15 protein-coding genes are annotated in these 22,457 nt (G+C 57.9%); 8 read left to right on the top strand and 7 right to left on the bottom strand.

What is annotated here, in order from left to right:
- Positions 1 to 276: 276 nt before the first annotated feature.
- From focA to pflA, 3 genes are all read left to right on the top strand, one after another.
- Complete coding sequence (focA, locus tag Q9R34_RS20420) at positions 277 to 1,137, top strand: formate transporter FocA (RefSeq protein ID WP_485896143.1); 861 nt, start codon at positions 277 to 279, stop codon at positions 1,135 to 1,137.
- 68 nt (positions 1,138 to 1,205) lie between these two features.
- Positions 1,206 to 3,488, top strand: coding sequence for a formate C-acetyltransferase (gene pflB, locus Q9R34_RS20415; RefSeq protein ID WP_485896141.1), 2,283 nt, complete (start codon positions 1,206 to 1,208; stop codon positions 3,486 to 3,488).
- A 159-nt stretch (positions 3,489 to 3,647) separates the two neighbouring features.
- Positions 3,648 to 4,388, top strand: coding sequence for a pyruvate formate lyase 1-activating protein (gene pflA / locus Q9R34_RS20410; protein ID WP_485896139.1), 741 nt, complete (start codon positions 3,648 to 3,650; stop codon positions 4,386 to 4,388).
- A gap of 65 nt (positions 4,389 to 4,453) precedes the next feature.
- Here the strand turns inward: pflA and Q9R34_RS20405 are convergent, their stop codons facing one another.
- From Q9R34_RS20405 to lrp, 6 genes are all read right to left on the bottom strand, one after another.
- Positions 4,454 to 5,605 carry an MFS transporter gene (locus Q9R34_RS20405; protein WP_485896137.1) on the bottom strand — a complete coding sequence of 384 codons (1,152 nt, stop codon included), beginning with the start codon at positions 5,603 to 5,605 and terminating at the stop codon, positions 4,454 to 4,456.
- A gap of 302 nt (positions 5,606 to 5,907) precedes the next feature.
- The gene (gene serS, locus Q9R34_RS20400) at positions 5,908 to 7,200 is read right to left on the bottom strand and encodes a serine--tRNA ligase (RefSeq protein WP_485896135.1); all 1,293 of its coding nucleotides are present in this window, start codon (positions 7,198 to 7,200) and stop codon (positions 5,908 to 5,910) included.
- A 90-nt stretch (positions 7,201 to 7,290) separates the two neighbouring features.
- Positions 7,291 to 8,634, bottom strand: a complete 1,344-nt coding sequence (locus tag Q9R34_RS20395) for a replication-associated recombination protein A (RefSeq protein ID WP_434124512.1) — start codon at positions 8,632 to 8,634, stop codon at positions 7,291 to 7,293.
- 7 nt (positions 8,635 to 8,641) lie between these two features.
- Positions 8,642 to 9,253: an outer membrane lipoprotein periplasmic chaperone LolA gene (gene lolA / locus Q9R34_RS20390; protein ID WP_434124511.1), complete on the bottom strand. Its 612-nt coding sequence runs from the start codon at positions 9,251 to 9,253 to the stop codon at positions 8,642 to 8,644.
- 177 nt (positions 9,254 to 9,430) lie between these two features.
- A complete protein-coding gene (locus tag Q9R34_RS20385; RefSeq protein ID WP_485896133.1) occupies positions 9,431 to 13,000 on the bottom strand; it encodes a DNA translocase FtsK 4TM domain-containing protein in 3,570 nt (1,189 codons plus the stop codon).
- Positions 13,001 to 13,119: 119 nt separating this feature from the next.
- Positions 13,120 to 13,614, bottom strand: a complete 495-nt coding sequence (gene lrp, locus Q9R34_RS20380) for a leucine-responsive transcriptional regulator Lrp (protein ID WP_006118610.1) — start codon at positions 13,612 to 13,614, stop codon at positions 13,120 to 13,122.
- A 528-nt stretch (positions 13,615 to 14,142) separates the two neighbouring features.
- Here lrp and trxB point away from each other — a divergent pair.
- From trxB to infA, 5 genes are all read left to right on the top strand, one after another.
- Positions 14,143 to 15,111, top strand: a complete 969-nt coding sequence (gene trxB, locus Q9R34_RS20375; protein ID WP_434124509.1) for a thioredoxin-disulfide reductase — start codon at positions 14,143 to 14,145, stop codon at positions 15,109 to 15,111.
- Between the two features lie 136 nt (positions 15,112 to 15,247).
- Positions 15,248 to 17,017 carry a heme ABC transporter permease/ATP-binding protein CydD gene (gene cydD / locus Q9R34_RS20370; RefSeq protein WP_485896130.1) on the top strand — a complete coding sequence of 590 codons (1,770 nt, stop codon included), beginning with the start codon at positions 15,248 to 15,250 and terminating at the stop codon, positions 17,015 to 17,017.
- Positions 17,017 to 18,747 carry a heme ABC transporter ATP-binding protein/permease CydC gene (gene cydC, locus Q9R34_RS20365; protein WP_485896129.1) on the top strand — a complete coding sequence of 577 codons (1,731 nt, stop codon included), beginning with the start codon at positions 17,017 to 17,019 and terminating at the stop codon, positions 18,745 to 18,747. Before cydD ends, cydC begins: the two co-directional genes overlap by 1 nt.
- Positions 18,748 to 18,778: 31 nt before the next feature.
- Positions 18,779 to 19,471: a leucyl/phenylalanyl-tRNA--protein transferase gene (gene aat, locus Q9R34_RS20360; RefSeq protein ID WP_434124506.1), complete on the top strand. Its 693-nt coding sequence runs from the start codon at positions 18,779 to 18,781 to the stop codon at positions 19,469 to 19,471.
- A gap of 347 nt (positions 19,472 to 19,818) precedes the next feature.
- On the top strand, positions 19,819 to 20,037 hold the full coding sequence (gene infA, locus Q9R34_RS20355; protein WP_002211347.1) for a translation initiation factor IF-1: 219 nt from the start codon (positions 19,819 to 19,821) through the stop codon (positions 20,035 to 20,037).
- 89 nt (positions 20,038 to 20,126) lie between these two features.
- On the opposite strand, the gene clpA is transcribed toward infA, so the two are convergent.
- Positions 20,127 to 22,403, bottom strand: coding sequence for an ATP-dependent Clp protease ATP-binding subunit ClpA (clpA, locus tag Q9R34_RS20350; protein ID WP_434124505.1), 2,277 nt, complete (start codon positions 22,401 to 22,403; stop codon positions 20,127 to 20,129).
- Positions 22,404 to 22,457: the final 54 nt, after the last annotated feature.

The raw sequence follows: 22,457 nt of genomic DNA, 5'->3' as shown, positions 1-22,457 counted from the left end.
TTATTTCTAAACGATTATCGCTCTAATTTTTTTAACACTTTTGACTGACTTTACGGCATTCATTAACAATGACGTTAGCCGCCTGCCGCTCATATTTAAAATAAAATTGTAAAAATTAAAATTTATTTAATCATTAAAATTCAATAAATTAACCGACATACCCCTTTATTTATATCGTTTCGCCCTGCTCTCTTCCGGTCAAATATGATCCAGATCAAATCCTGTCCTATACTCCTTTGTTAGTATTTTTCCAGACATCTTTTGGAGAGCGTTAGTGTGAAAGCTGACAACCCTTTTAATCTGTTATTACCGGCCGCAATGGCCAAAGTGGCGGAAGATGCTGGAGTTTATAAAGCCACTAAACATCCCTTAACTACTTTCTTCCTTGCCATTACCGCTGGCGTTTTTATTTCCATCGCGTTTGTTTTTTATATTACTGCCACCACCGGCACCACTGGCATGCCTTATGGCGTGGCGAAACTGATCGGCGGTATCTGCTTCTCGCTGGGATTGATTCTGGTGGTGGTATGCGGTGCCGATCTTTTTACCTCCACCGTGCTGATTGTCGTCGCAAAAGCGAGCGGACGTATCTCCTGGGGCCAGCTGGCGCGAAACTGGATCAATGTCTATTTTGGCAATCTTGTTGGCGCGCTGTTTTTCGTCGCCCTGATCTGGTTCGCTGGCGAGCATATGACGGCCAACGGCGCATGGGGTTTGAATGTGCTGCAAACTGCCGACCATAAAATGCACCACAGCTTTATTGAAGCCGTCTGCCTGGGCACGCTGGCGAACCTGATGGTCTGCCTGGCGGTCTGGATGAGCTATTCCGGCCACAGCCTGACGGATAAAACCCTGGCAATGATTCTACCGGTCGCCATGTTCGTTGCCAGCGGCTTCGAGCACAGCATTGCCAATATGTTCCTTATTCCGTTAGCGATCGTCATTCGCGATTTTTCTGCCCCGGCTTTCTGGCAAGCCGCCGGTGCCAGCGCCGACCAGTTCCAGGCGCTTACACCCGTCAACTTTATCATCGACAACCTGATTCCGGTCACGCTCGGCAACATCATCGGCGGCGGCTTGCTGGTTGGGTTGACCTACTGGGTGATCTATCTACGCAACGATTCTACCGCACATTAGTGATTCTGACCGACGCCGCGTAGCTGGCGGCGCCAACGTAACGTCTTCTTAGATAAGGCAGGTATATCATGACCGATCTGAATACAAAACAGGCTGCGGCCTGGGAAGGGTTCGCCGAGGGCGAATGGCGGAACAGCGTCAACGTTCGCGACTTTATTCAAAAGAACTATACGCCGTATGAGGGCGACGAGTCCTTCCTGGCTGGCGCGACTGAAGCGACCACTAAGCTGTGGAACGACGTGCTGGAGGGCATCAAAATTGAAAACCGCACGCATGCTCCCGTCGATTTCGACACCGACCTCGCCTCGACCATTACCGCGCACGACGCCGGCTATATCAATAAGTCGCTGGAAAAAATCGTCGGCTTGCAGACTGAAGCTCCGCTAAAACGCGCCATTATCCCGTTCGGCGGCATCAAAATGGTGGAAGGCTCCTGTAAGGTTTATGGTCGTGAGCTGGACCCTGGTCTGAAAAAAATCTTCACCGAATACCGTAAAACCCATAACCAGGGCGTGTTCGACGTCTATACCCAGGACATCCTGCGCTGCCGTAAATCGGGCGTGCTGACCGGGCTGCCGGACGCTTATGGCCGCGGCCGCATCATTGGCGACTATCGCCGCGTCGCGCTGTACGGCATCGACTTCCTGATGCAGGACAAGCTGGCCCAGTTCCATTCGCTGCAGCACGATTTGGAAAACGGCGTGAACCTGGAAGCCACTATTCGTCTGCGCGAAGAGATTGCTGAACAGCATCGCGCGCTGGCCCAGATTAAAGAAATGGCCGCTAAGTATGGCTGCGATATCTCCGGTCCGGCGACCAATGCGCAGGAAGCGGTGCAGTGGACCTACTTCGGCTATCTCGCCGCGGTGAAATCACAGAACGGCGCCGCGATGTCCTTTGGCCGCGTTTCTACCTTCTTGGACATCTATATCGAACGCGATATGCAGGCTGGCAAACTCACCGAAGAGCAGGCGCAGGAGCTGATTGACCATCTGGTAATGAAGCTGCGTATGGTGCGCTTCCTGCGCACGCCGGAATATGACGAACTCTTCTCCGGCGACCCTATCTGGGCAACAGAATCGCTGGCGGGTATGGGCGTCGATGGTCGTACGCTGGTGACGAAAAGCACCTTCCGTTTCCTGAATACCCTTTACACCATGGGCCCATCACCTGAGCCGAACATGACCATTCTGTGGTCAGAAAAGCTGCCGGTGAACTTCAAGAAATATGCCGCTAAAGTCTCCATCGATACCTCGTCTCTGCAGTATGAGAATGACGACCTGATGCGTCCAGACTTTAACAATGACGACTACGCCATCGCCTGCTGCGTCAGCCCAATGATTGTTGGCAAACAGATGCAGTTCTTCGGCGCGCGCGCCAACCTGGCGAAAACCCTGCTGTACGCAATCAACGGCGGCATGGATGAAAAAATGAAAATGCAGGTCGGCCCGAAAGAGGCGCCTGTAATGGACGACGTGCTCGATTTCGATACTGTCATGGCGCGTATGGATCACTTCATGGACTGGCTGGCCAAACAGTATGTGACCGCGCTGAACATCATCCACTACATGCATGATAAGTACAGCTACGAAGCGTCGCTGATGGCGCTGCACGATCGCGACGTCTATCGCACCATGGCCTGCGGTATCGCCGGTCTGTCAGTGGCAGCCGATTCGCTCTCCGCGATCAAATACGCCAAAGTGAAACCGGTGCGCGACGAAGACGGTCTGGCAGTAGACTTTGAAATCGAAGGCGAATACCCGCAGTTTGGTAATAACGATCCGCGCGTTGATGACCTGGCCTGCGACCTGGTTGAACGTTTCATGAAAAAAATTCAGAAACTCACTACCTACCGCAATGCCGTACCGACACAGTCTGTGCTGACCATTACCTCTAACGTGGTTTATGGTAAGAAAACGGGCAATACACCGGATGGTCGTCGCGCCGGCGCGCCTTTCGGTCCAGGTGCCAACCCAATGCATGGACGCGATCAGAAAGGCGCCGTCGCTTCGCTGACCTCTGTGGCTAAACTGCCCTTTGCCTACGCGAAAGATGGTATCTCCTACACCTTCTCTATCGTGCCGAATGCGCTGGGTAAAGACGACAACGTGCGTAAAGCTAACCTTGCTGGCCTGATGGATGGTTACTTCCATCATGAAGCGAGTATTGAAGGCGGCCAACACCTTAATGTGAACGTGATGAACCGCGAGATGCTACTGGATGCGATGGAACATCCGGAAAACTATCCGCAGCTGACCATCCGCGTGTCCGGCTATGCCGTCCGCTTCAACTCGCTGACGAAAGAGCAGCAGCAGGATGTGATCACCCGTACCTTTACTAACTCGCTATAAGCCTGATGCTTTAAGCTGTAAAAAGGCTCCTTCGGGAGCCTTTTCTCCAAGGCCCGTTTTGTCTGCGCTCTCACGGCAGAAATCAGTCAAAACCGACTTTATCATCGAGCACAACAGAGAGTGTGCGCCTGCTACAGGCTAACCTGGAGAAACATCGCAATGTCTTGCAACGGTCGTATCCACTCATTCGAATCATGCGGGACGGTTGACGGTCCCGGCATCCGTTTTATTACTTTCTTCCAGGGTTGCCTGATGCGCTGCCTCTACTGCCATAACCGCGATACCTGGGACACGCACGGCGGAAAAGAGATCACGGTCGAAGAGCTGATGAAAGATGTGCTTTCCTACCGCCACTTTATGAACGCCTCTGGCGGCGGCGTAACCGCCTCCGGCGGCGAAGCAATTTTACAGGCTGAATTTGTGCGCGACTGGTTCCGTGCCTGTAAAGCGGAAAACATTCATACCTGCCTGGATACCAACGGCTTTGTGCGCCGCTACGATCCGGTAATCGACGAACTGCTGGACGTCACCGATCTGGTCATGCTCGATCTCAAGCAGGTGAACGATGACGTCCATCAGATTCTGGTGGGCGTCTCTAACCATCGCACACTCGACTTTGCCCGCTACCTGCAAAAAAAAGGCAAGCGCACCTGGATCCGTTATGTGGTCGTACCCGGCTATTCCGACGACGACGATTCAGCGCATCGGCTCGGTGAATTCACGCGGGATATGGATAACGTTGAAAAAATTGAGCTGCTGCCTTATCACGAGCTCGGCAAGCATAAATGGATTGCGATGGGCGAAGAGTACAAGCTTGAGGGCGTGAAGCCGCCAACGAAAGAGACCATGGAGCGCGTGAAAAACATTCTTGCCAGCTACGGTCATCATGTTATGTATTAATGAAAAGGGAGCCCAGGGCTCCCTTATTATTTCTTTGTCGTGCTTAAAACGGCGACGCAGAAATATCAGGCGTGCGCCACTGGCGTCGCCTGATGATCGGCTTTACGCAGCAGCATCATCAGATAGACCAGCGCCACACCGGCAATCATCACAAACAGAATGCGATCGGAATAACTCTGCATCAGCACTGCCGTCATGCTGGGGCCCGCCAGGCTGCCGATGGTATAGCTTAACAGCAGCGCCTGATTCATCGCTACCAGCTCATGATGCGCTACGGTCTCGCAGGCCCATGACATCGCAACCGGATAGAGCGTAAAACCTGCCAGACCCAGCACAAAGAGCGCCGGCGCCATTGCGGCATTGGTCAGCATAGCAATTGCGCCTAAAATCACGACAAACACCTGAACGCGCAGTACCAGCAGGCGGCCAAAGCGATCCGCCAGGCGGCCTACAGGCCACTGCCCGACGATGCCGGCACTGACCAGCAGCGCCATCCAGTAGCCGACGTTCGCGTCGCTCATGCCCTGATGCGAGAGATAGAGCGGCATCAGCCCATAGAGCGATCCCAGCACGATGCCGGAAATAATACAGCCGTTAATGCCAAGTCGAGAGCTACGACGACGCAGCATTGGCCAGATCTTGCCCGGCGCGGCGTCGGTCGCCTCACCTGCGGCGGTGACCTTTACAAACACCAGCGGCAGAATGGCGCAGATCATCAGCGCGGTCAGCCAGGGGATTACGCTGAACAGCTCGGTCGAGACTTTGCTAACCAGCAGCTGGCCTGCCACGGTGCCAAGATAGTAAACAATCATGTAGGCGGCCAGCAGCTGGCCGCGATTGCGTACCGTACCGCTGCAGAGCAGCGCGCTCTCTACCACCACCCAAATTAACGCGCAGCCGACGCCAGCGCCAAAGCGCAGCAGCGACCAGGCCCAAAAACCATCCATCATAAGTAAGCCAAAGGTCGCAGCAGCAAATACTGCGGTGGCAAGATAGTAGCTACGGTTAAAACCGTAATGCTTGATCAGCCAGCCGGCCAGCAGCGTGCCAGCCAGATTACCGGTATAGAAAGAGGAACTCACCACGCCTACCTGCCAGGTATCCAGCGCATCGTGAGTCAGCCACAGCGGAACCAGCGTATTAAGCACAGCAATGGCAACCGTCAGCAAAAGCAGGCCGCAAAGCAGCAGCACCACGGGACGTGACCAGGTGGACATAGAAATAAAACCAAAGAAGAGAGAGGAAGTTGCGCGCAGTTTGCCACTGGCTAATTTAAAGGAAAAGCACAAAAAAATGGCGCAGCACATTTTGCTGCTGGATAATTTAATTTATTAATCTTCAGTAGGTTATAGAGGTGTCAAACGAGACCAGATTTGCTGCTATCCTGATGAAAAACAGGCTTTTTGGACGCGGCGCGGTCGCGCAGGTCGATAACGTTTATTTCTGATAGATTATTGCCGCGAAGGGCTTCAAATATAAAAAAACCCGGACAGGTCCGGGTTTCTGCTTAATGCGCGTATCAGCCGATAAACTTGACGCCGTTCATGTAGGGGCGCAATACTTCCGGCACCTGGATACGGCCGTCAGCCTGCTGGTAATTTTCCAGCACCGCAACCAGCGTACGGCCTACCGCCAGGCCCGAGCCGTTCAGGGTGTGCACCAGACGCGGCTTCTTGTCGGTTTTGCTACGGCAGCGCGCCTGCATGCGACGCGCCTGGAAATCCCACATATTGGAGCAAGAGGAGATTTCACGATAGGTATTCTGCGCCGGCAGCCAGACTTCCAGATCGTACGTCTTGGTAGAACCGAAGCCCATGTCGCCGGTGCAAAGGAGCACTTTGCGGTACGGCAGGTTCAGCAGCTGCAGCACTTTCTCTGCGTGGCCCACCAGCTCTTCCAGCGCATCCATCGAGGTTTCCGGCGCGACAATCTGCACCATCTCCACCTTGTCGAACTGATGCATGCGGATCAGGCCGCGCGTGTCGCGTCCGTAAGAGCCGGCCTCAGAGCGGAAGCAAGGCGTATGCGCAGTCAGTTTGATCGGCAGGCTCTCCTCTTCAACAATCTCGTCGCGCACCAGGTTGGTCAGTGGCACTTCCGCGGTCGGGATCAGCGCATAGTTGCTGCTCTCTGACTCCTCTTCCAGCGGTCGGGTATGGAACAGATCTTCGCCAAACTTCGGCAGCTGACCGGTACCGTACAGGGTCGCATGGTTGACCAGATAAGGCACGTAGGTTTCCAGATAGCCGTGCTGCTCAGTGTGCAGGTCGATCATAAACTGGCTAAGGGCGCGATGCAGACGGGCAATCTGTCCCTGCATCACTACAAAGCGCGAGCCCGTTAGCTTGACCGCAGAGGCGAAGTCTAAGCCTTTCGCCATCTCTCCCAGCTCCACGTGATCTTTCGCCGGGAAATCGAAATGGCGCGGCTCGCCCCAGCGGCTGACCTCCAGATTCTCGCTGTCATCTTTGCCCAACGGCACCTCGTCCGCAGGCAGGTTCGGCAGCGCCAGGGTAAAGTCACGAATTTCAATCTGCAGGGCATCCAGTTCCGCTTTGGCCGCATCCAGGCGTTCGCCCAGCGCGTTCACTTCCTGACGCAGCGGCTCGATATCTTCCCCACGTGCTTTGGCCTGACCGATGGATTTGGATCGGGAGTTACGCTCGGCCTGCAGATTTTCCGTTTCTACCTGCAGGACTTTACGACGCTCTTCTAAGGAGCGCAGCGTTTCCACATCCAATTTGAATCCTCGGCGTGCCAGTTTTTCTGCGACTGCGTCTGGCTCATTACGCAGCAGATTGGGATCGAGCATGCTTATCCTGTGTAATAAAAGGTTAAAAAAAGGGGTGCATTCCCGCTGGAATGCATTGAAATCCTTGCTCACCTTACCGTAACGCCTGTTTTAGCGGTAGCGTTTTGTCGGGCTATTTTGATCCTGTTCAGCCAGCCAGGCGAGCTTTTCACCAATTTTGCCTTCGAGGCCACGCTGGGTCGGTGTGTAGTAGCGCGTCTGCGCCATTTCCGGTGGAAAATAGACCTCGCCTGCCGCATAGGCATGCGCTTCGTCATGGGCGTAGCGGTACTCTTTGCCCAAGCCCATCTCTTTCATCAGGCGGGTCGGCGCGTTGCGCAGGTGCTCCGGCACGTCATAATCGGGATGCTCGCGCGCATCGCGCATCGCCGCTTTGAAGGCGTTATAAACGGCGTTGCTTTTCGGCGCGCAGGCAAGATAGACGATCGCCTGAGCGATAGCACGTTCCCCTTCGGCAGGCCCAACGCGGGTAAAGCAGTCCCAGGCGGCGATCGCCACCTGCATAGCGCGCGGATCGGCGTTGCCGACATCTTCCGAGGCGATCGCCAGCAGGCGTCGCGCGACATAGAGCGGATCGCCGCCGGCGGTGATAATGCGTGCATACCAGTAAAGCGCCGCATCCGGCGCTGAACCGCGGACCGATTTATGCAATGCCGAAATCAGATCGTAAAAGCGGTCGCCTTTGTTGTCGAAGCGCGCGGCGCGCTCGCCAGACACTTCAGTCAGCAGCTGCGGCGTCAGCTCGCGTTTGCCCTGCGCGTTGCTCTCCGCCATATCTGCCATCATTTCCAGCGTGTTGAGCGCACGGCGCGCATCGCCGCTGACCAGTTCGGCGATCATACGCCGCGTATTGTCGGGCAGAAGAATATCGCTGTCGCCATAACCGCGCGTTTTGTCCTGCATCGCCTGATCGAGCACCTGCTCAATATCTTCCGTGGTCAGCGATTTCAGCAGATAGACGCGCGCGCGGGAGAGCAGTGCGGAGTTAAGTTCAAACGAAGGGTTTTCGGTTGTGGCGCCGATAAAAGTAATGGTGCCGTCTTCGATATGCGGCAAAAACGCATCCTGCTGACTTTTGTTGAAGCGGTGCACTTCGTCGACGAACAGAATGGTGCGGCGGCCGACCTGACGGCTATGGCGCGCCCGCTCGATCGCCTCGCGGATCTCTTTGACGCCCGAGGTGACGGCGGAGATACGCTCGACGTCGGCATTGCCGTAGCGCGCGATAATCTCCGCCAGCGTGGTTTTACCTGTACCCGGCGGCCCCCAAAGAATCATCGAGTGCAGATGGCCAGCCTCGATTGCGCGCGGCAAAGGCTTGCCGGGCGCCAGCAGATGCTGCTGCCCGATATACTGCTTAAGCGTTTCGGGGCGCATACGCGCCGCCAGCGGCTTAAAATCTTCAGAGGAAAAATCCAGAGACAGATTACCCACGCTCACCTCACTGACGCTGGTCGTCTACCGTCACCCCTTTAGGCGGCGTGAAGGTAAACTTATCGGGACTGATAGCGCCGTTTTTCTGGCTTTTAAGCTGATAGCTGCTGCGCTGGCCATCCTGCTCAATGGCGCTGAACTGATTAATGGTGCCCGTCGGGGTAACCGAAAGCGTGAACTGTTTGAGATTGCCGTCGCTGTTTTTCGGCGTCAGCTCAAACGTATCGCCCTGCTGTTTAATGTTGTACTGCTGCCAGTCACTCGGCTGGTTGCGGGCAATCAGCATAAAAGGTGTGTTGCTGGTGGCGTTTTTCAGCAGGCTGACGCTCGCCTGTTCCACAAATGGGTTGTAGAACCACAGGTTTTTACCGTCAGAGATAATCACGCTCTCGTCCGGCGCGGTCATGTGCCAGTTAAACAGGCTGGGACGCTTCACCCACAGCTCGCCTTCGCCTTCCTGCACGTTGGCGCCGCTGCTGTCGGTGACTTTCTGGGTGAAGCTGGCGTGGAAGCTGTTAACTTTGTTCAGACGCTGCTGCAGATCGCTGGAGGCGTCCGCCATTACGCTGGCAGACGCAAAAACGGCCAACAGGCCAGACACGATTACGCTTGTTTTCATCCGCTTCAATTCCTTATTTATCTCTATCCAGTGAATACCGTTTTAATTCTGGTTGCCGTTTTAGCATTGAGCCAGGAGAAAAACCCGAAAGCTTTCTCTGATATAAGGGGTAAATGCCACCTGAACAATGGGCCAGTAAAAACTGGCCCATGATTGTTTGTTGCAAAGCGTGTCGCGCTACATTTCGTGCGGCGGCGGTGAAAGCACTTCTCGGTTGCCGTTGTGGCCTGGCTCTGAGACGATACCCTGCGCCTCCATCTGTTCGATAATGCGCGCGGCGCGGTTATAGCCGATACGGAACTGGCGCTGTACGCCAGAGATAGAGGCGCGTCGCTTGTCGACTACAAAGGCTACCGCCTGGTCGAACAGCGGATCCAGCTCTTCGTCGCCTTCCAGACCTCCGCCACCGCCCTCGCTCTCCTCGCCGGCGGTAATGCTTTCAATGTACTGCGGACGTCCACGCGCCTTCCAGTCCTGCACCACGGCGTGTACTTCCTGATCGCGCACGAAGGCGCCATGCACGCGCACCGGCATTGAGGAGTTAGGCGGCATATAGAGCATGTCACCCATGCCCAGCAGCGATTCAGCACCACCCTGGTCAAGGATGGTGCGCGAGTCAATTTTACTTGAGACGGTAAAGGCGATGCGCGTCGGGATATTGGCCTTGATCAGGCCGGTAATCACATCCACTGACGGGCGCTGGGTCGCCAGCACCAGGTGGATGCCCGCGGCGCGCGCTTTCTGCGCCAGACGCGCAATCAGCTCTTCCACCTTTTTGCCGACCGCCATCATCAGGTCGGCAAACTCATCCACCAGCACCACGATGTAAGGCAGTTTTTCCAGCACCGGCGGCGTCATATCCATACTGTCGCCAGGTTTCCAGAACGGGTCGGGAATTGGACGGCCCATCGCTTCAGCCTGTTCAACTTTTTCGTTGTAACCGGCAAGGTTACGCACGCCGAGTGCCGACATCAGCTTGTAGCGACGCTCCATCTCGCCGACGCTCCAGCGCAGCGCGTTAGCTGCGTCTTTCATATCGGTAACGACTTCAGTCAGCAGATGCGGGATGCCCTCATAGACCGACAGCTCAAGCATTTTCGGGTCGATCATGATAAAGCGCACCTCTTCCGGCGTCGCCTTATAGAGCATGCTGATGATCATGGTGTTAACGCCAACCGACTTACCGGAACCTGTCGTACCAGCAACCAGCAGGTGCGGCATCTTCGCCAGATCGGCGACCACCGGCTGACCGGCGATATCTTTGCCCAGCACGACCGCCAGCGGCGACGGGTTGTCGCTGAATTTGGCGCAGTCGAGCACTTCGCGCAGGTAGACGGTCTGACGATGTTTGTTAGGCAGCTCCAGGCCAACATAAGGCTTGCCGGGGATCACCTCAACGACACGCACCGCTACCGCAGAGAGCGAACGCGCCAGATCGCGCGACAGATTGGAGATGCGCGCGGCTTTGACGCCCGGGGCCAGATCCAGCTCGAAACGGGTAATAACCGGGCCCGGCGAGATGCCGACCACTTCCGCTTTGACGCGATAGTCGCCCAGTCGCGCCTCAACCAGGCGCGCCGTTTGCTCCAGCGCAAACATATCGACCGGCTCCTCTTCCGCAGGCGGCGAGGTAAGCAGATCAAGCGTTGGCAGCGGCGTGGAGGGTTTCTCCAGCGGCTGGTTATGACGCATCAGGAAAGGATGAATCAGGCTGTTATCCAGCGAAGCGGGCTGTGAAGTCGTCGGCTGCGCAGCGGCAGGTGCTGGCGACTGAAACACGGGCGTTGGCTCAGGCTCGGCGACAGGAGTCTGAAACGCGGGCGTTGGCTCCGGCCCGGCGGCAGGCGCGAAAGCAGCTGCAGGTTCGAACGCGCTGGAGACCGGCGGCGCGGCCACGGAAACTGCTGGCTGGGCAGCCGCCGCTTCCGCGGGCTGCTGCCACGGCGCATCCGGCTCTGGGGCGCTGGCGATAGTAAAGATCGGTTCGTTCGGCCCCTCATCCACCAGATCTTTCATCGGCGAGAAGTCGAACGCGGCGGAGGTATCCAGGCTAAAGGCGGGTGCCTTCTCTTCCTGTTCTTCGGCGGCGTAGCGCTGCTGCTGCTGAGCGGCAAACTGCTGCGCCAGCGCAGCCTGTTCGATCGCCTCTTCAGCTCCAGGTTCCTCTTCCTGCTGCCAGCTCTCGCCGTAGCGCTGCTGCTGCTGACTGGCGAACGCGTCACGCAGCTGCGCCTGCTCTTCAGCCTGCTGCTGTTCCGACCATTCGGCGTGCGAATCTGCTGGACGATCGGTCTCGGCGCGCTGCTGCTCCTGCGCTTTGGCTTTTTCTTCCGCCATACGCTGAGAAGGCAGCTTAATGCCGTAGGAGGCGAGCTCGCGGCGCGTCGGCAGTTTTACCGGATTAGGACGCGGCAGCGCCGGTCCAATGCCCTGCTTCACCTGCGGATTGTGGTTGGTTTCTGGAGCGATATCGAACAGCGGCGCAGAGCTTGCCTGCGCCGCCGCGGCAGCGGTGGTCACGCTTGCTGCGGCGGTCATATCGGCGTCACGCCAGTTGCCCATCTGCGGACCTTCATCCTCTTCCCAGCCGGTAAACGCGGGCGCGGCAGTTTCTTGCGGCATCTCAAAACGGTAGCGCGGCGGCTCGACAGGCACGGCAGGCTGTTCGGCCGCTGGCGTATAGGGGGCGGACTGCTGAGGCGCGGAGAAAGCGTCAGGCGCCGTAGCCTGCCCGGCGGCTGACGGCTGTACGGCCGCGACAGGCGCGGCGGACGTTGCAGCAGGCGCGGAGGGTGTCGGCGCCGATGCCGAAGTATCAAACGCTGGCGTAGCCGCAGCCGCCGGAGCGGGCGTAACGGCCGATGCGGCATTCGCCGCCGGAGAAGCCGCAGTCGCCGCTGACGACGCGATAGCTGATACGCCTGCAGCCCGGGCGGCCGACGTCAGCGCAGCATCCGTTGCCGCAGCGGCTTTCGCCAGCAGCGGATCGCTGGCATCAGGCGCGGCGCGATCGGCCTGAGCGCGCGGTGCGGCAAGCAGTACATCTTCTTCATCCTGCGCGGCCGCCTTGAATCGCGGCGCGACGTCAGCGTCGATCTCTTCCTCGTCTTCCTGCCACGGCTCGTCGCGGCGCGAACGGTTGCTGGCGAACGTTAGCACGCCCATCACCACGCCGCCGATGCGCTCGGCGATAGTCAGCCACGACCAGCCGGTATAGAGCGTAATGCCCGCCGCCCAGACACAGAGCAGCGCCAGCGTGCCGGTAGCCGGCGAGAACCAGGGCGCAATGGCGTTGCTCACCAGACTGCCGATAACGCCGCCGGAAGCGAAATACCAGATATCATCGGCGTTGAGCGCGGCCAGGCCGCAGGTGGTTACCACCAGCGCCAGCACGCCGATCAGGCGCAGGCCGATAGCGAAATAGTCGATGTAATCCTGCTGTTCCCGCTGGCGAAAGGCGATCCAGCACAGTCCGACGATCACCGGCGGAATGGCATAGGCCATCACGCCGAAGATAAACAGCAGCGTATCCGCCAGCCAGGCGCCCACGCCGCCGCCGAGATTATGGATCGGCTCATGCCAGGCAGTTTGCGACCAGCTCGGATCGGAAGGATTGAAGCTGACGAGCGAGACCATCAGATAGACGGCGAAAAGCGAGACGAGAATCAGCAACGCTTCCAGCAAACGACGTCCACTGCTCAGCGGTTTTAACGAAACTTCTTTGTCTTCTGTGTATTCCTGGCTCAAGAGAACTCTCCAGGTGCCTGTAAATTATGAAGGCAACAGCGTCGGGCAAGCCCGACGCTGGTCCTGTATGAATTCACAGGAGTGTATCGAAATATCGCAGGTTTTGCACCTGCGCTGCGTTATCGGGTTTTGATCACCAGCCGATTGCTCTGTTTGACCTCTTCCATCACCACGTAAGTGCGGGTGTCGTTGACCCCCGGCAGGCGCAGCAGGGTTTCGCCAAGCAGCTTACGGTAGGCGGACATATCCGGCACGCGCGTCTTCAGCAGGTAGTCGAAGTCGCCGGAAACCAGGTGACACTCTTGAGTTTCCTCAAGTTTTTGCACAGCCGCGTTAAACTGTTCAAACACATCCGGTGCGCCACGATTCAGAGTAATCTCAACAAAAACCAGCAGTGACGCATCGAGATAGTGCGGGTTAAGTTGCGCGGTATAGCCAAGAATAAAACCCTGACGTTCCAGACGACGCACACGCTCAAGACATGGCGTAGGCGATAATCCTACGCGTTTGGAAAGCTCTACGTTGGAAATACGACCATCTTTCTGAAGCTCATTCAGAATATTTCTGTCGATTCTGTCGAGATCTTTTCCGGGGCGTTTCTTATTGTCTACCATTATTATTGTCTCTCTTAATTCCTTCCCTTTACCTGCCACGCCCTGGAAACGTTCACTGTTCAAGGCATTAGTGAAGCGAAAAAATCAGAGCCTGTGCGCGGTCGCGCATCCATCCGCATGACGCATGTTGTCTGTCCACATCATGCGTCATTACCCAGGTCAGGCTGTAATTTATCGGCGAAAAAAGGCAAAACCAGGCACGAAAACCTGTTTTGACTCTCTTCTTCTGCATCGCTTCTGCCATTGTTTTCGCAAAAGCGCAGGCGATTGTCAAAGTAAAAAGACCAAATTCAGGACAAGATGCCAGACAGACCGCTGGGTAACTGTTTTTAAATGAGAATTTTTGTACTCTTGCACCACTAAAAACCGATAAATGCCCCTTTTTAGCGCAGCTGGCGTGCAAAACCCGCCATTATCGTCTACGCCGTTTGCAGCTATCGGTAACAAAATTTTCCAGCCCTTTTTTTGCCACGGTAAATTCCCTACAATCCCAGGTCATGTAGTCAGCCGAATGAAACTGAGGATCATATGAGTACGGCCAAACACAGTAAATTGCTCATTCTGGGCTCAGGCCCGGCGGGTTATACCGCGGCGGTCTATGCTGCTCGCGCTAACCTGAACCCGGTGCTGATCACCGGCCTCGAAAAAGGCGGTCAGCTGACCACCACCACCGAGGTAGAGAACTGGCCCGGCGACCCGCACGATCTCACTGGCCCCTCGCTGATGGAACGCATGCATGAGCATGCTGAGAAATTCAATACGGAAATCATTTTCGACCATATTCACACCGTCGATCTGCAGAACCGTCCGTTTCGTCTTATCGGCGACAGCGCCGAATACACCGCTGACGCGCTGATTATCGCGACTGGCGCATCGGCGCGCTATCTGGGACTCCCTTCCGAAGAGGCGTTTAAAGGCAAAGGGGTTTCCGCCTGTGCGACCTGCGACGGTTTCTTTTACCGCAATCAGAAAGTCGCGGTTATCGGCGGCGGCAACACCGCAGTGGAAGAGGCGCTCTATCTGGCGAACATCGCGGCGGAAGTGCACCTGATTCATCGTCGCGACAGCTTCCGCGCGGAAAAAATCTTAATTGACCGCCTGATGGAAAAAGTGCGCAGCGGCAATATCGTGCTGCACACCGATCGCACGCTGGAAGAGGTCGTGGGCGATCAGATGGGCGTGACTGGCCTGACGCTGCGCTCGACGCAGAACGAAGCGGAAACCGAGTCGCTGGACGTGGCAGGTCTGTTTGTCGCCATTGGCCACAGCCCGAATACCGCGATCTTCGAAGGTCAGCTGGCGCTGGAGAATGGCTATATCAAGGTGCAGTCCGGCCTGCACGGCAACGCCACTCAGACCAGCATCCCCGGCGTGTTCGCCGCAGGTGACGTGATGGACCATATCTACCGCCAGGCGATCACCTCTGCCGGCACCGGCTGTATGGCCGCGCTGGACGCCGAGCGTTATCTTGACGGTCTGGTTAAAAACGATCGGTAAGTTGTTAATTAGCTGATCTAACTTATGCGGGGCGACTGTTTTTCAGTCGCCTTTTTTTATGCCGTCGTGCTAGATTCAGGCGCCTGAAGAGCTACTTCTTATCCTTTCCTGGATATCGACAACGCTACGGTCTCGCATGAACAAAACCCGGCAACAGGAACTGACCCGCTGGCTGCGCCAGCAACGCGCTTATGGTGGCCGCTGGCTGCGGTTGACCTCGCTGTTTGGGCTGGCGAGCGCGCTGGTGATTATTGCCCAGGCCTGGCTGCTCGCCTTTTTGCTGCAGGCGCTGATCGTTGAGCAGCGGCCGCGCGCCGATCTGCTTCTCCCCTTCGCCCTTTTGCTGCTCTGCTTTGCGCTGCGCGCCCTGCTTAACTATGCACGCGAAGCCGCAGGATTTCGCGCTGGTCAGGCGATTCGTCAGGCGCTGCGTCAGCAGGTGCTGGATCGCCTTTCCGCGCTTGGCCCGGCGTGGATCCGCGGCAAACCGGCAGGCAGCTGGGCGACGCTGCTGCTGGAGCAGATCGAGGAGATGCAGGACTACTATGCGCGCTATCTGCCGCAGATGACGCTGGCGGCGCTGATCCCTTTGTGCATTCTGCTGACCGTTTTCCCGCTCAACTGGGCGGCCGGTTTGATCCTGCTGGTCACCGCGCCGCTGATCCCGCTGTTCATGGCGCTGGTCGGCATGGGCGCCGCCGACGCCAACCGCCGTAACTTTACTGCGCTGGCGCGCCTCAGCGGCGATTTCCTCGACCGGCTGCGCGGACGCGAGACCCTGCGCCTGTTTCACCGCGCCGAAGCAGAAACCGCTGCTATCGCCGCCTCTACCACCGATTTTCGCCAGCGCACCATGGAGGTGCTGCGCCTCGCCTTTCTCTCCTCCGCCGTACTGGAGTTTTTCGCGTCGCTGGCGATTGCAGTGGTGGCGGTTTACTTCGGCTTTTCCTATCTCGGCGAGCTCCATTTCGGCGCCTGGGAAAGCGGCGTTACGCTGTTTGCCGGTTTCGTCGCCCTGATCCTCGCGCCGGAATTCTTTCAGCCGCTGCGGGAGCTCGGCGCGTTTTACCACGCCAAAGCGCAGGCGGTCGGCGGCGCGGAGGCGCTGGAGCGCTTTATGCGCGAGAGTCCGCAGCCTGCCGCCGCCGAGGGCGCGGCAACGCTTCCCGATGATGCGCCGCTCGCCATTGTCGCTCAGGATGTGATTGCCCTGAGCCCAGAGGGCAAAAGCCTGTGCGGTCCCCTCAGTTTTACGCTTGCGGCCGGCGAGCGCGTGGCGCTGGTCGGCCAGAGCGGCGCAGGAAAAACCGTGCTGATGAATGTGCTGCTCGGCTTCCTGCCCTATCAGGGCTCGCTGCGCGTCAACGGCATTGAGCTGCGCGAAATGAGCCGCGCCTACTGGCATCGGCAGATCGCCTGGCTTGGGCAAAACCCACAGCTGCCCGCCGGGACGCTGCAGGAGAATATCGTGATGGGAAACGAGCGGGACGATGTCGATCTGGACGCTCTGCTTACCGACTGCGGCGTCAGCGAATTTTTGCCGCGCCTTTCGGCAAGCCTGCAGACACCCGTCGGCGATGACGGCGCGGGGCTCTCTGTCGGCCAGGCACAGCGCATCGCGCTGGCGCGTGCGCTCTATAAGCCAGCGCGTCTGCTGCTGCTGGACGAACCCGCCGCCAGCCTCGACAGCCGCAGCGAACAGCACGTGATGCGGGCGCTCGAAAAAGCATCACGTCGCCAGACCACCCTGATGATTACCCACCAGCTTGATGCCCTGCAGCAGTGGGACGCAGTCTGGGTGATGCTGGATGGCCAACTGGCACAGCAGGGCCACTGGCGCGATCTTATTGCCGAGCCGGGCCCGTTTCGCCAGATGGCCTCGCATCGTCAGAAGGAGATTTGCTGATGTTCGCCCTGCGTCCTTTCCTGCGCCTGTTTTTACGTCATCCCTGGCGGCTGTCGCTGGGCGTGTTGCTTGCTATTGTTACGTTACTCGCCAGCATTGGACTGCTGGCGCTGTCGGGCTGGTTTCTTGCCGCCTCGTCGCTGGCGGGCCTTGCCGGACTCTACAGTTTTAACTACATGCTGCCCGCCGCCGGTGTTCGCGGCGCGGCGATCTCGCGCACCGCCGCGCGCTATTTCGAGCGGCTGGTCAGCCATGACGCGACTTTCCGCGTTCTGCAACACCTGCGCGTCTTTACCTTCAGCCGGCTTATTGCGCTGGCACCGGGCCAGCTGGCAGCGTTCCGCCAGGGCGATCTGCTCAACCGCTTTGTCGGCGATGTCGATACCCTCGACCATCTCTATCTGCGGGTGATCGCGCCGCTGGCTGGCGCTTTCGTGGTGATTGTGGTGGTGACAGTGGGCATCAGCCTGCTGGACGTGCGGCTGGCGCTAACCCTCGGCGGCACAATGCTGGCAACGCTGCTGCTGTTACCGCCGCTGTTTTACCGGCTGGGCACACCAGCCGGGCGTGTCATTGCGCAGCAGCGCGCGCAGTGGCGACTGCGCCTCATGCACTGGCTGAGCGGACAGGCTGAACTGGCGATATATGGCCTCTCTGACCGCTGGCGTCAGCAGCTTGACCATGATGAGGCGCGCTGGCAGCAAGCGCAGCGGCAACAGCAGCGTCTGCAGGCGCTGTCGCAAAGTTTACTGCTGCTGATAAGCGGCACCACCGTGACGCTGTTACTGTGGATGAGCGCCGCAAGCCTGACGCACGATGCTTCGTCCGGCGCGCTTATCGCGCTGGTGGTCTTCTGCGCGCTGGCCGCCTTTGAAGCGCTGGGCCCGGTTGCCGGTGCCTTTCTGCCGCTGGCGCAGGTGATCGCCGCCGCGCAGCGCGTTACCGGCATAATCGGCCAGACGCCCGCCATCCGCTTTCCTGCCAGCGCGGCCAGCGCAGCGGGCAGCCTCTCGGTGGCGCTGGACCAGGTCACCTTCCGCTATCCGCATCGCTCCGAAGCGGTGCTGGAAGGATTTTCGCTACAGGTGCGGGCGGGTGAACGTGTGGCGCTGCTCGGTCCTACCGGCTGCGGTAAATCCACCCTGCTGGCGCTGCTGACACGCGCCTGGGACGTGGAGGCGGGATCGATTACGCTACAGGACGTCGCGCTGCGCAGCTGGGATGAGAAATCGCTGCGTCAGCGCGTCAGCGTGGTGACGCAGCGCGTGCATCTGTTCAACCAGACGCTGCGCGAGAACCTGCGCGTGGCGCGTCCCGACGCCAGCGACGCGCAGCTCAACGCCGTACTGCGCCAGAGTGGGCTGACGCGGCTGCTTGAGAGTGAGGAAGGACTCAACGCCTGGCTTGGCGAAGGCGGTCGTCCGCTTTCGGGCGGCGAACTGCGTCGCCTGGCGATTGCGCGCGCGCTGCTGCATGACGGCGATCTCTGGCTGCTGGACGAACCTACCGAAGGGCTCGATGCCGCCACCGAACAGCAAATTTTAGCGCTGCTGCAGCAGGTTACCGCCGGCAAGACCCTGATTATGGTGACGCACCGCCTTAGCGGACTGGAGAGGCTGGATCGCATTTGCGTGATGGAAAACGGCCAGCTTGTCGAACAGGGCACGCATCACGAATTAATCTCAAAAGAGGGGCGCTACTGGCATTTCCTGCAGCGCTTTGCGCTATAGTCTTAGCGAAAAAGCGACGAGTAATGATGCGATGAGACTGGTGCAACTGTCACGGGAATCCCTTCACTTTCCTCCGCCAGAGATGGCGCTACGCGAGCCGAATGGCCTGCTGGCGATGGGCGGCGATCTCTCCCCTGCCCGCCTGCTCAGCGCCTATCAGCACGGCATTTTTCCCTGGTTTTCGCCGGGCGATCCGATTTTGTGGTGGTCACCCGATCCACGCGCGGTACTCGTGCCAGAAGCTTTCCATCTCAGCCGCAGCATGGCGCGGTTTCATCGCCGTTCGCCATACCGCGTCACCATGAATCACGCCTTTTTCGAGGTGGTGGAAGGCTGCGCCGCCGGTCGTCAGGAGGGCACCTGGATCACTTTCGAGGTCAAGCGCGCCTGGCAGCGCCTCTATGAGCTGGGCCATGCGCACTCCGTGGAGGTCTGGCAGGATCAGCAGCTGGTCGGCGGCATGTACGGCCTTGCGCTCGGGCAGATTTTCTGCGGCGAGTCGATGTTCAGCCGCAGCGAGAACGCCTCGAAAACCGCACTCTGGGTATTTTGTCAGCATTTCATCAAACATCAGGGCAGGCTGGTGGATTGTCAGGTTTTAAATCCGCACACCGCCTCGCTGGGCGCGCGCGAGATACCGCGCGTCGACTATTTGCAGTATGTTCAGACCCTTGCCTGGCAGCCCGTCAGCGCCGGCTGCTGGCGTACTCAAACCCTTTTTTAAGCCTGCGCAGATGTTTTGCACACAATCAGGCGCAAAAGTGGTATAATAGTCGCGTTTGGTATGTCGTCCGCGCTTCGCAACGGCGAGCCGGAATTGCCAGGCTGGGAATCACAACGCACTCCCGGAACTGTTTCAGATGAGCGCGTGTTACCGCCTACTGACGCAGATTCTTAGCCCGTTAATCCCCCGCAGACGTCACATAAACACCCGAATTTAACCGAGATGCTTGTGCCCTCGCGCGAAGCACGGCGAAGCGTTGGCCTTACCGCCAACGTTTCTTTACATAAATCGTGGAATTCGGCATTATCTTGCCGGTTCACTGAAAGCTAGTCCACCCAGAGGATTCGATGGCCAAAGAAGACAATATTGAAATGCAAGGTACCGTACTGGATACGTTACCTAACACCATGTTCCGTGTAGAACTCGAGAACGGTCACGTGGTTACCGCTCATATCTCCGGTAAAATGCGCAAAAACTACATCCGCATCCTGACGGGCGACAAAGTGACTGTTGAGCTGACCCCGTACGACCTGAGCAAAGGCCGCATTGTCTTCCGTAGTCGCTAAGCGGCTTCGTTTCGCTTTCGCCGCCTGAACGGCGGTGAAAAAAAAGGCCAGATTCGCATCTGGCCTTTTCTATTTCTATCGTACGGCGCTTAGTGAACCGTGCCTTCCGTTTTGCGTTTTTCCGCGCTGAGGAAGTGGTAGGTCAACTGGTTCTTCTCTTTGTCGAGCGCCACCGAAACCGATCCGCCATCCACCAGCGAGCCAAACAGCAATTCGTTGGCCAGCGGTTTCTTGAGGTTTTCCTGCACCGTACGCGCCATCGGACGCGCGCCCATCGCCTTGTCGTAGCCCTTCTCTGCCAGCCAGTCGCGCGCTTCGTCGCTGACCTCCAGCGAGACGCCCTTCGCATCCAGCTGCGCCTGCAGTTCGACAATAAACTTGTCCACGACCTGATGGATCACTTCCGGTGACAGGTGGCGGAACCAGATAATGTTGTCGAGACGGTTGCGGAACTCCGGCGTAAAGATCTTTTTAATCTCTTCCATCGCGTCGGTGCTGTTGTCCTGATGGATCAGACCAATCGATTTACGCTCGGTTTCACGTACGCCCGCGTTGGTGGTCATCACCAGCACCACGTTGCGGAAGTCCGCTTTACGGCCGTTGTTATCCGTCAGCATGCCGTTGTCCATGACCTGCAGCAGCAGGTTGAAGACGTCCGGATGCGCTTTCTCGATTTCGTCGAGCAGCACCACCGCATGCGGATGCTTGATCACCGCATCGGTCAGCAGGCCGCCCTGATCGAAACCGACATAGCCCGGAGGCGCACCAATCAGGCGGCTCACCGTATGACGTTCCATATACTCGGACATATCGAAACGCAGCAGCTCGATGCCAAGCGCCTTCGCCAGCTGAACCGTAACCTCGGTTTTCCCGACCCCAGTCGGACCGGCGAACAGGAAGGAGCCGACAGGTTTACGATCCTGGCCCAGTCCGGCGCGGCTCATTTTAATCGCTTCGGTCAGGGCTTCAATGGCGTTATCCTGGCCGAACACCAGCATTTTCAGGCGATCGCCAAGATTTTTCAGCGTGTCGCGGTCGGTTGCTGACACGCTCTTCTCAGGGATGCGCGCGATACGCGCCACCACGCTCTCGATATCGGAGACGTTGATGGTCTTCTTGCGCTTGCTGGCTGGCATCAGACGCGCCCGCGCCCCCGCTTCGTCGATCACGTCGATCGCTTTGTCCGGCAGATGACGGTCGTTGATATATTTCACCGCCAGCTCAACCGCGGCGCGCACCGCTTTTGCGGTATAGCGCACGTCGTGGTGGGCTTCATATTTCGGCTTGAGGCCGTTCAGGATCTGCACGGTTTCGTCCAGCGTCGGCTCGGTGATATCGATCTTCTGGAAGCGACGCGCCAGCGCGCGATCTTTTTCGAAGATATTGCTGAACTCCTGATAGGTGGTTGATCCCATCACGCGGATTTTCCCGCTGGAGAGCAGCGGCTTAATCAGATTCGCCGCATCGACCTGGCCGCCGGATGCCGCGCCTGCGCCGATGATCGTATGGATCTCATCGATAAACAGAATGCTGCTGTTATCCTGCTCCAGCTGTTTCAGCAAGGCCTTGAAGCGCTTTTCAAAATCGCCGCGATATTTGGTGCCCGCCAGCAGCGAACCGATATCGAGCGAGTAGATAGTGCACTCCTTCATCACCTCCGGTACGTCGCCCTGCACAATGCGCCAGGCCAGGCCTTCCGCGATGGCAGTTTTACCGACGCCCGACTCGCCCACCAGCAGCGGGTTATTTTTACGGCGGCGGCACAGCACCTGAACGGTACGCTCCAGCTCTTTGTCGCGACCAATCAGCGGATCGATTCCGCCGACGCGAGCAAGCTGATTAAGATTGGTGGTGAAGTTTTCCATACGATCCTCCCCGCCTGCTTGCTCTTCGTTGACCGGGTTCTCACTGTGCGGCGCCTGACCGGGTTCGTCTTTGCGCGTGCCGTGAGAAATGAAGTTCACCACGTCTAGACGGCTGACTTCATGTTTGCGCAGCAGATAGGCCGCCTGCGACTCCTGCTCGCTGAAGATGGCGACCAGCACATTGGCGCCAGCAACTTCGCTGCGGCCCGATGACTGGACATGGAATACCGCGCGCTGCAGAACGCGCTGGAAGCTGAGCGTGGGTTGGGTATCGCGCTCCGCTTCACTGGCGGGCAGCACCGGTGTGGTTTGTTCAATGAAAGCTTCGAGTTCTTGCCGCAGCGCGACAATATCGACGGTACAGGCTTCCAGTGCCTCTCTGGCCGACGGGTTGCTGAGCAGAGCCAGCAACAAATGCTCGACGGTCATAAACTCATGACGGTGCTCACGCGCTCTGGCGAAAGCCATGTTTAAACTGAGTTCCAGTTCTTGATTGAGCATAGGCACCTCTCCCAATTATCGCTCTGACAACCTCACCTTCACTATATGAGGGCG

It is taken from the genome of Enterobacter sp. BRE11 (assembly GCF_031844285.1).
GTDB lineage: Bacteria > Pseudomonadota > Gammaproteobacteria > Enterobacterales > Enterobacteriaceae > Pantoea.
This window is presented reverse-complemented; position numbering and strand designations above follow the sequence as displayed.

What these genes read in the sequence shown, in the direction of transcription:
- serS (WP_485896135.1), bottom strand. Translation starts at nt 7,200, where the DNA reads ATGCTCGATCCCAATCTGCTGCGTAATGAGCCAGACGCAGTCGCAGAA.
- clpA (WP_434124505.1), bottom strand. Translation starts at nt 22,403, where the DNA reads ATGCTCAATCAAGAACTGGAACTCAGTTTAAACATGGCTTTCGCCAGA.
- infA (WP_002211347.1), top strand. Translation starts at nt 19,819, where the DNA reads ATGGCCAAAGAAGACAATATTGAAATGCAAGGTACCGTACTGGATACG.
- aat (WP_434124506.1), top strand. Translation starts at nt 18,779, where the DNA reads ATGAGACTGGTGCAACTGTCACGGGAATCCCTTCACTTTCCTCCGCCA.
- pflA (WP_485896139.1), top strand. Translation starts at nt 3,648, where the DNA reads ATGTCTTGCAACGGTCGTATCCACTCATTCGAATCATGCGGGACGGTT.
- trxB (WP_434124509.1), top strand. Translation starts at nt 14,143, where the DNA reads ATGAGTACGGCCAAACACAGTAAATTGCTCATTCTGGGCTCAGGCCCG.
- cydC (WP_485896129.1), top strand. Translation starts at nt 17,017, where the DNA reads ATGTTCGCCCTGCGTCCTTTCCTGCGCCTGTTTTTACGTCATCCCTGG.
- Q9R34_RS20405 (WP_485896137.1), bottom strand. Translation starts at nt 5,605, where the DNA reads ATGTCCACCTGGTCACGTCCCGTGGTGCTGCTGCTTTGCGGCCTGCTT.
- lrp (WP_006118610.1), bottom strand. Translation starts at nt 13,614, where the DNA reads ATGGTAGACAATAAGAAACGCCCCGGAAAAGATCTCGACAGAATCGAC.
- lolA (WP_434124511.1), bottom strand. Translation starts at nt 9,253, where the DNA reads ATGAAAACAAGCGTAATCGTGTCTGGCCTGTTGGCCGTTTTTGCGTCT.
- cydD (WP_485896130.1), top strand. Translation starts at nt 15,248, where the DNA reads ATGAACAAAACCCGGCAACAGGAACTGACCCGCTGGCTGCGCCAGCAA.
- pflB (WP_485896141.1), top strand. Translation starts at nt 1,206, where the DNA reads ATGACCGATCTGAATACAAAACAGGCTGCGGCCTGGGAAGGGTTCGCC.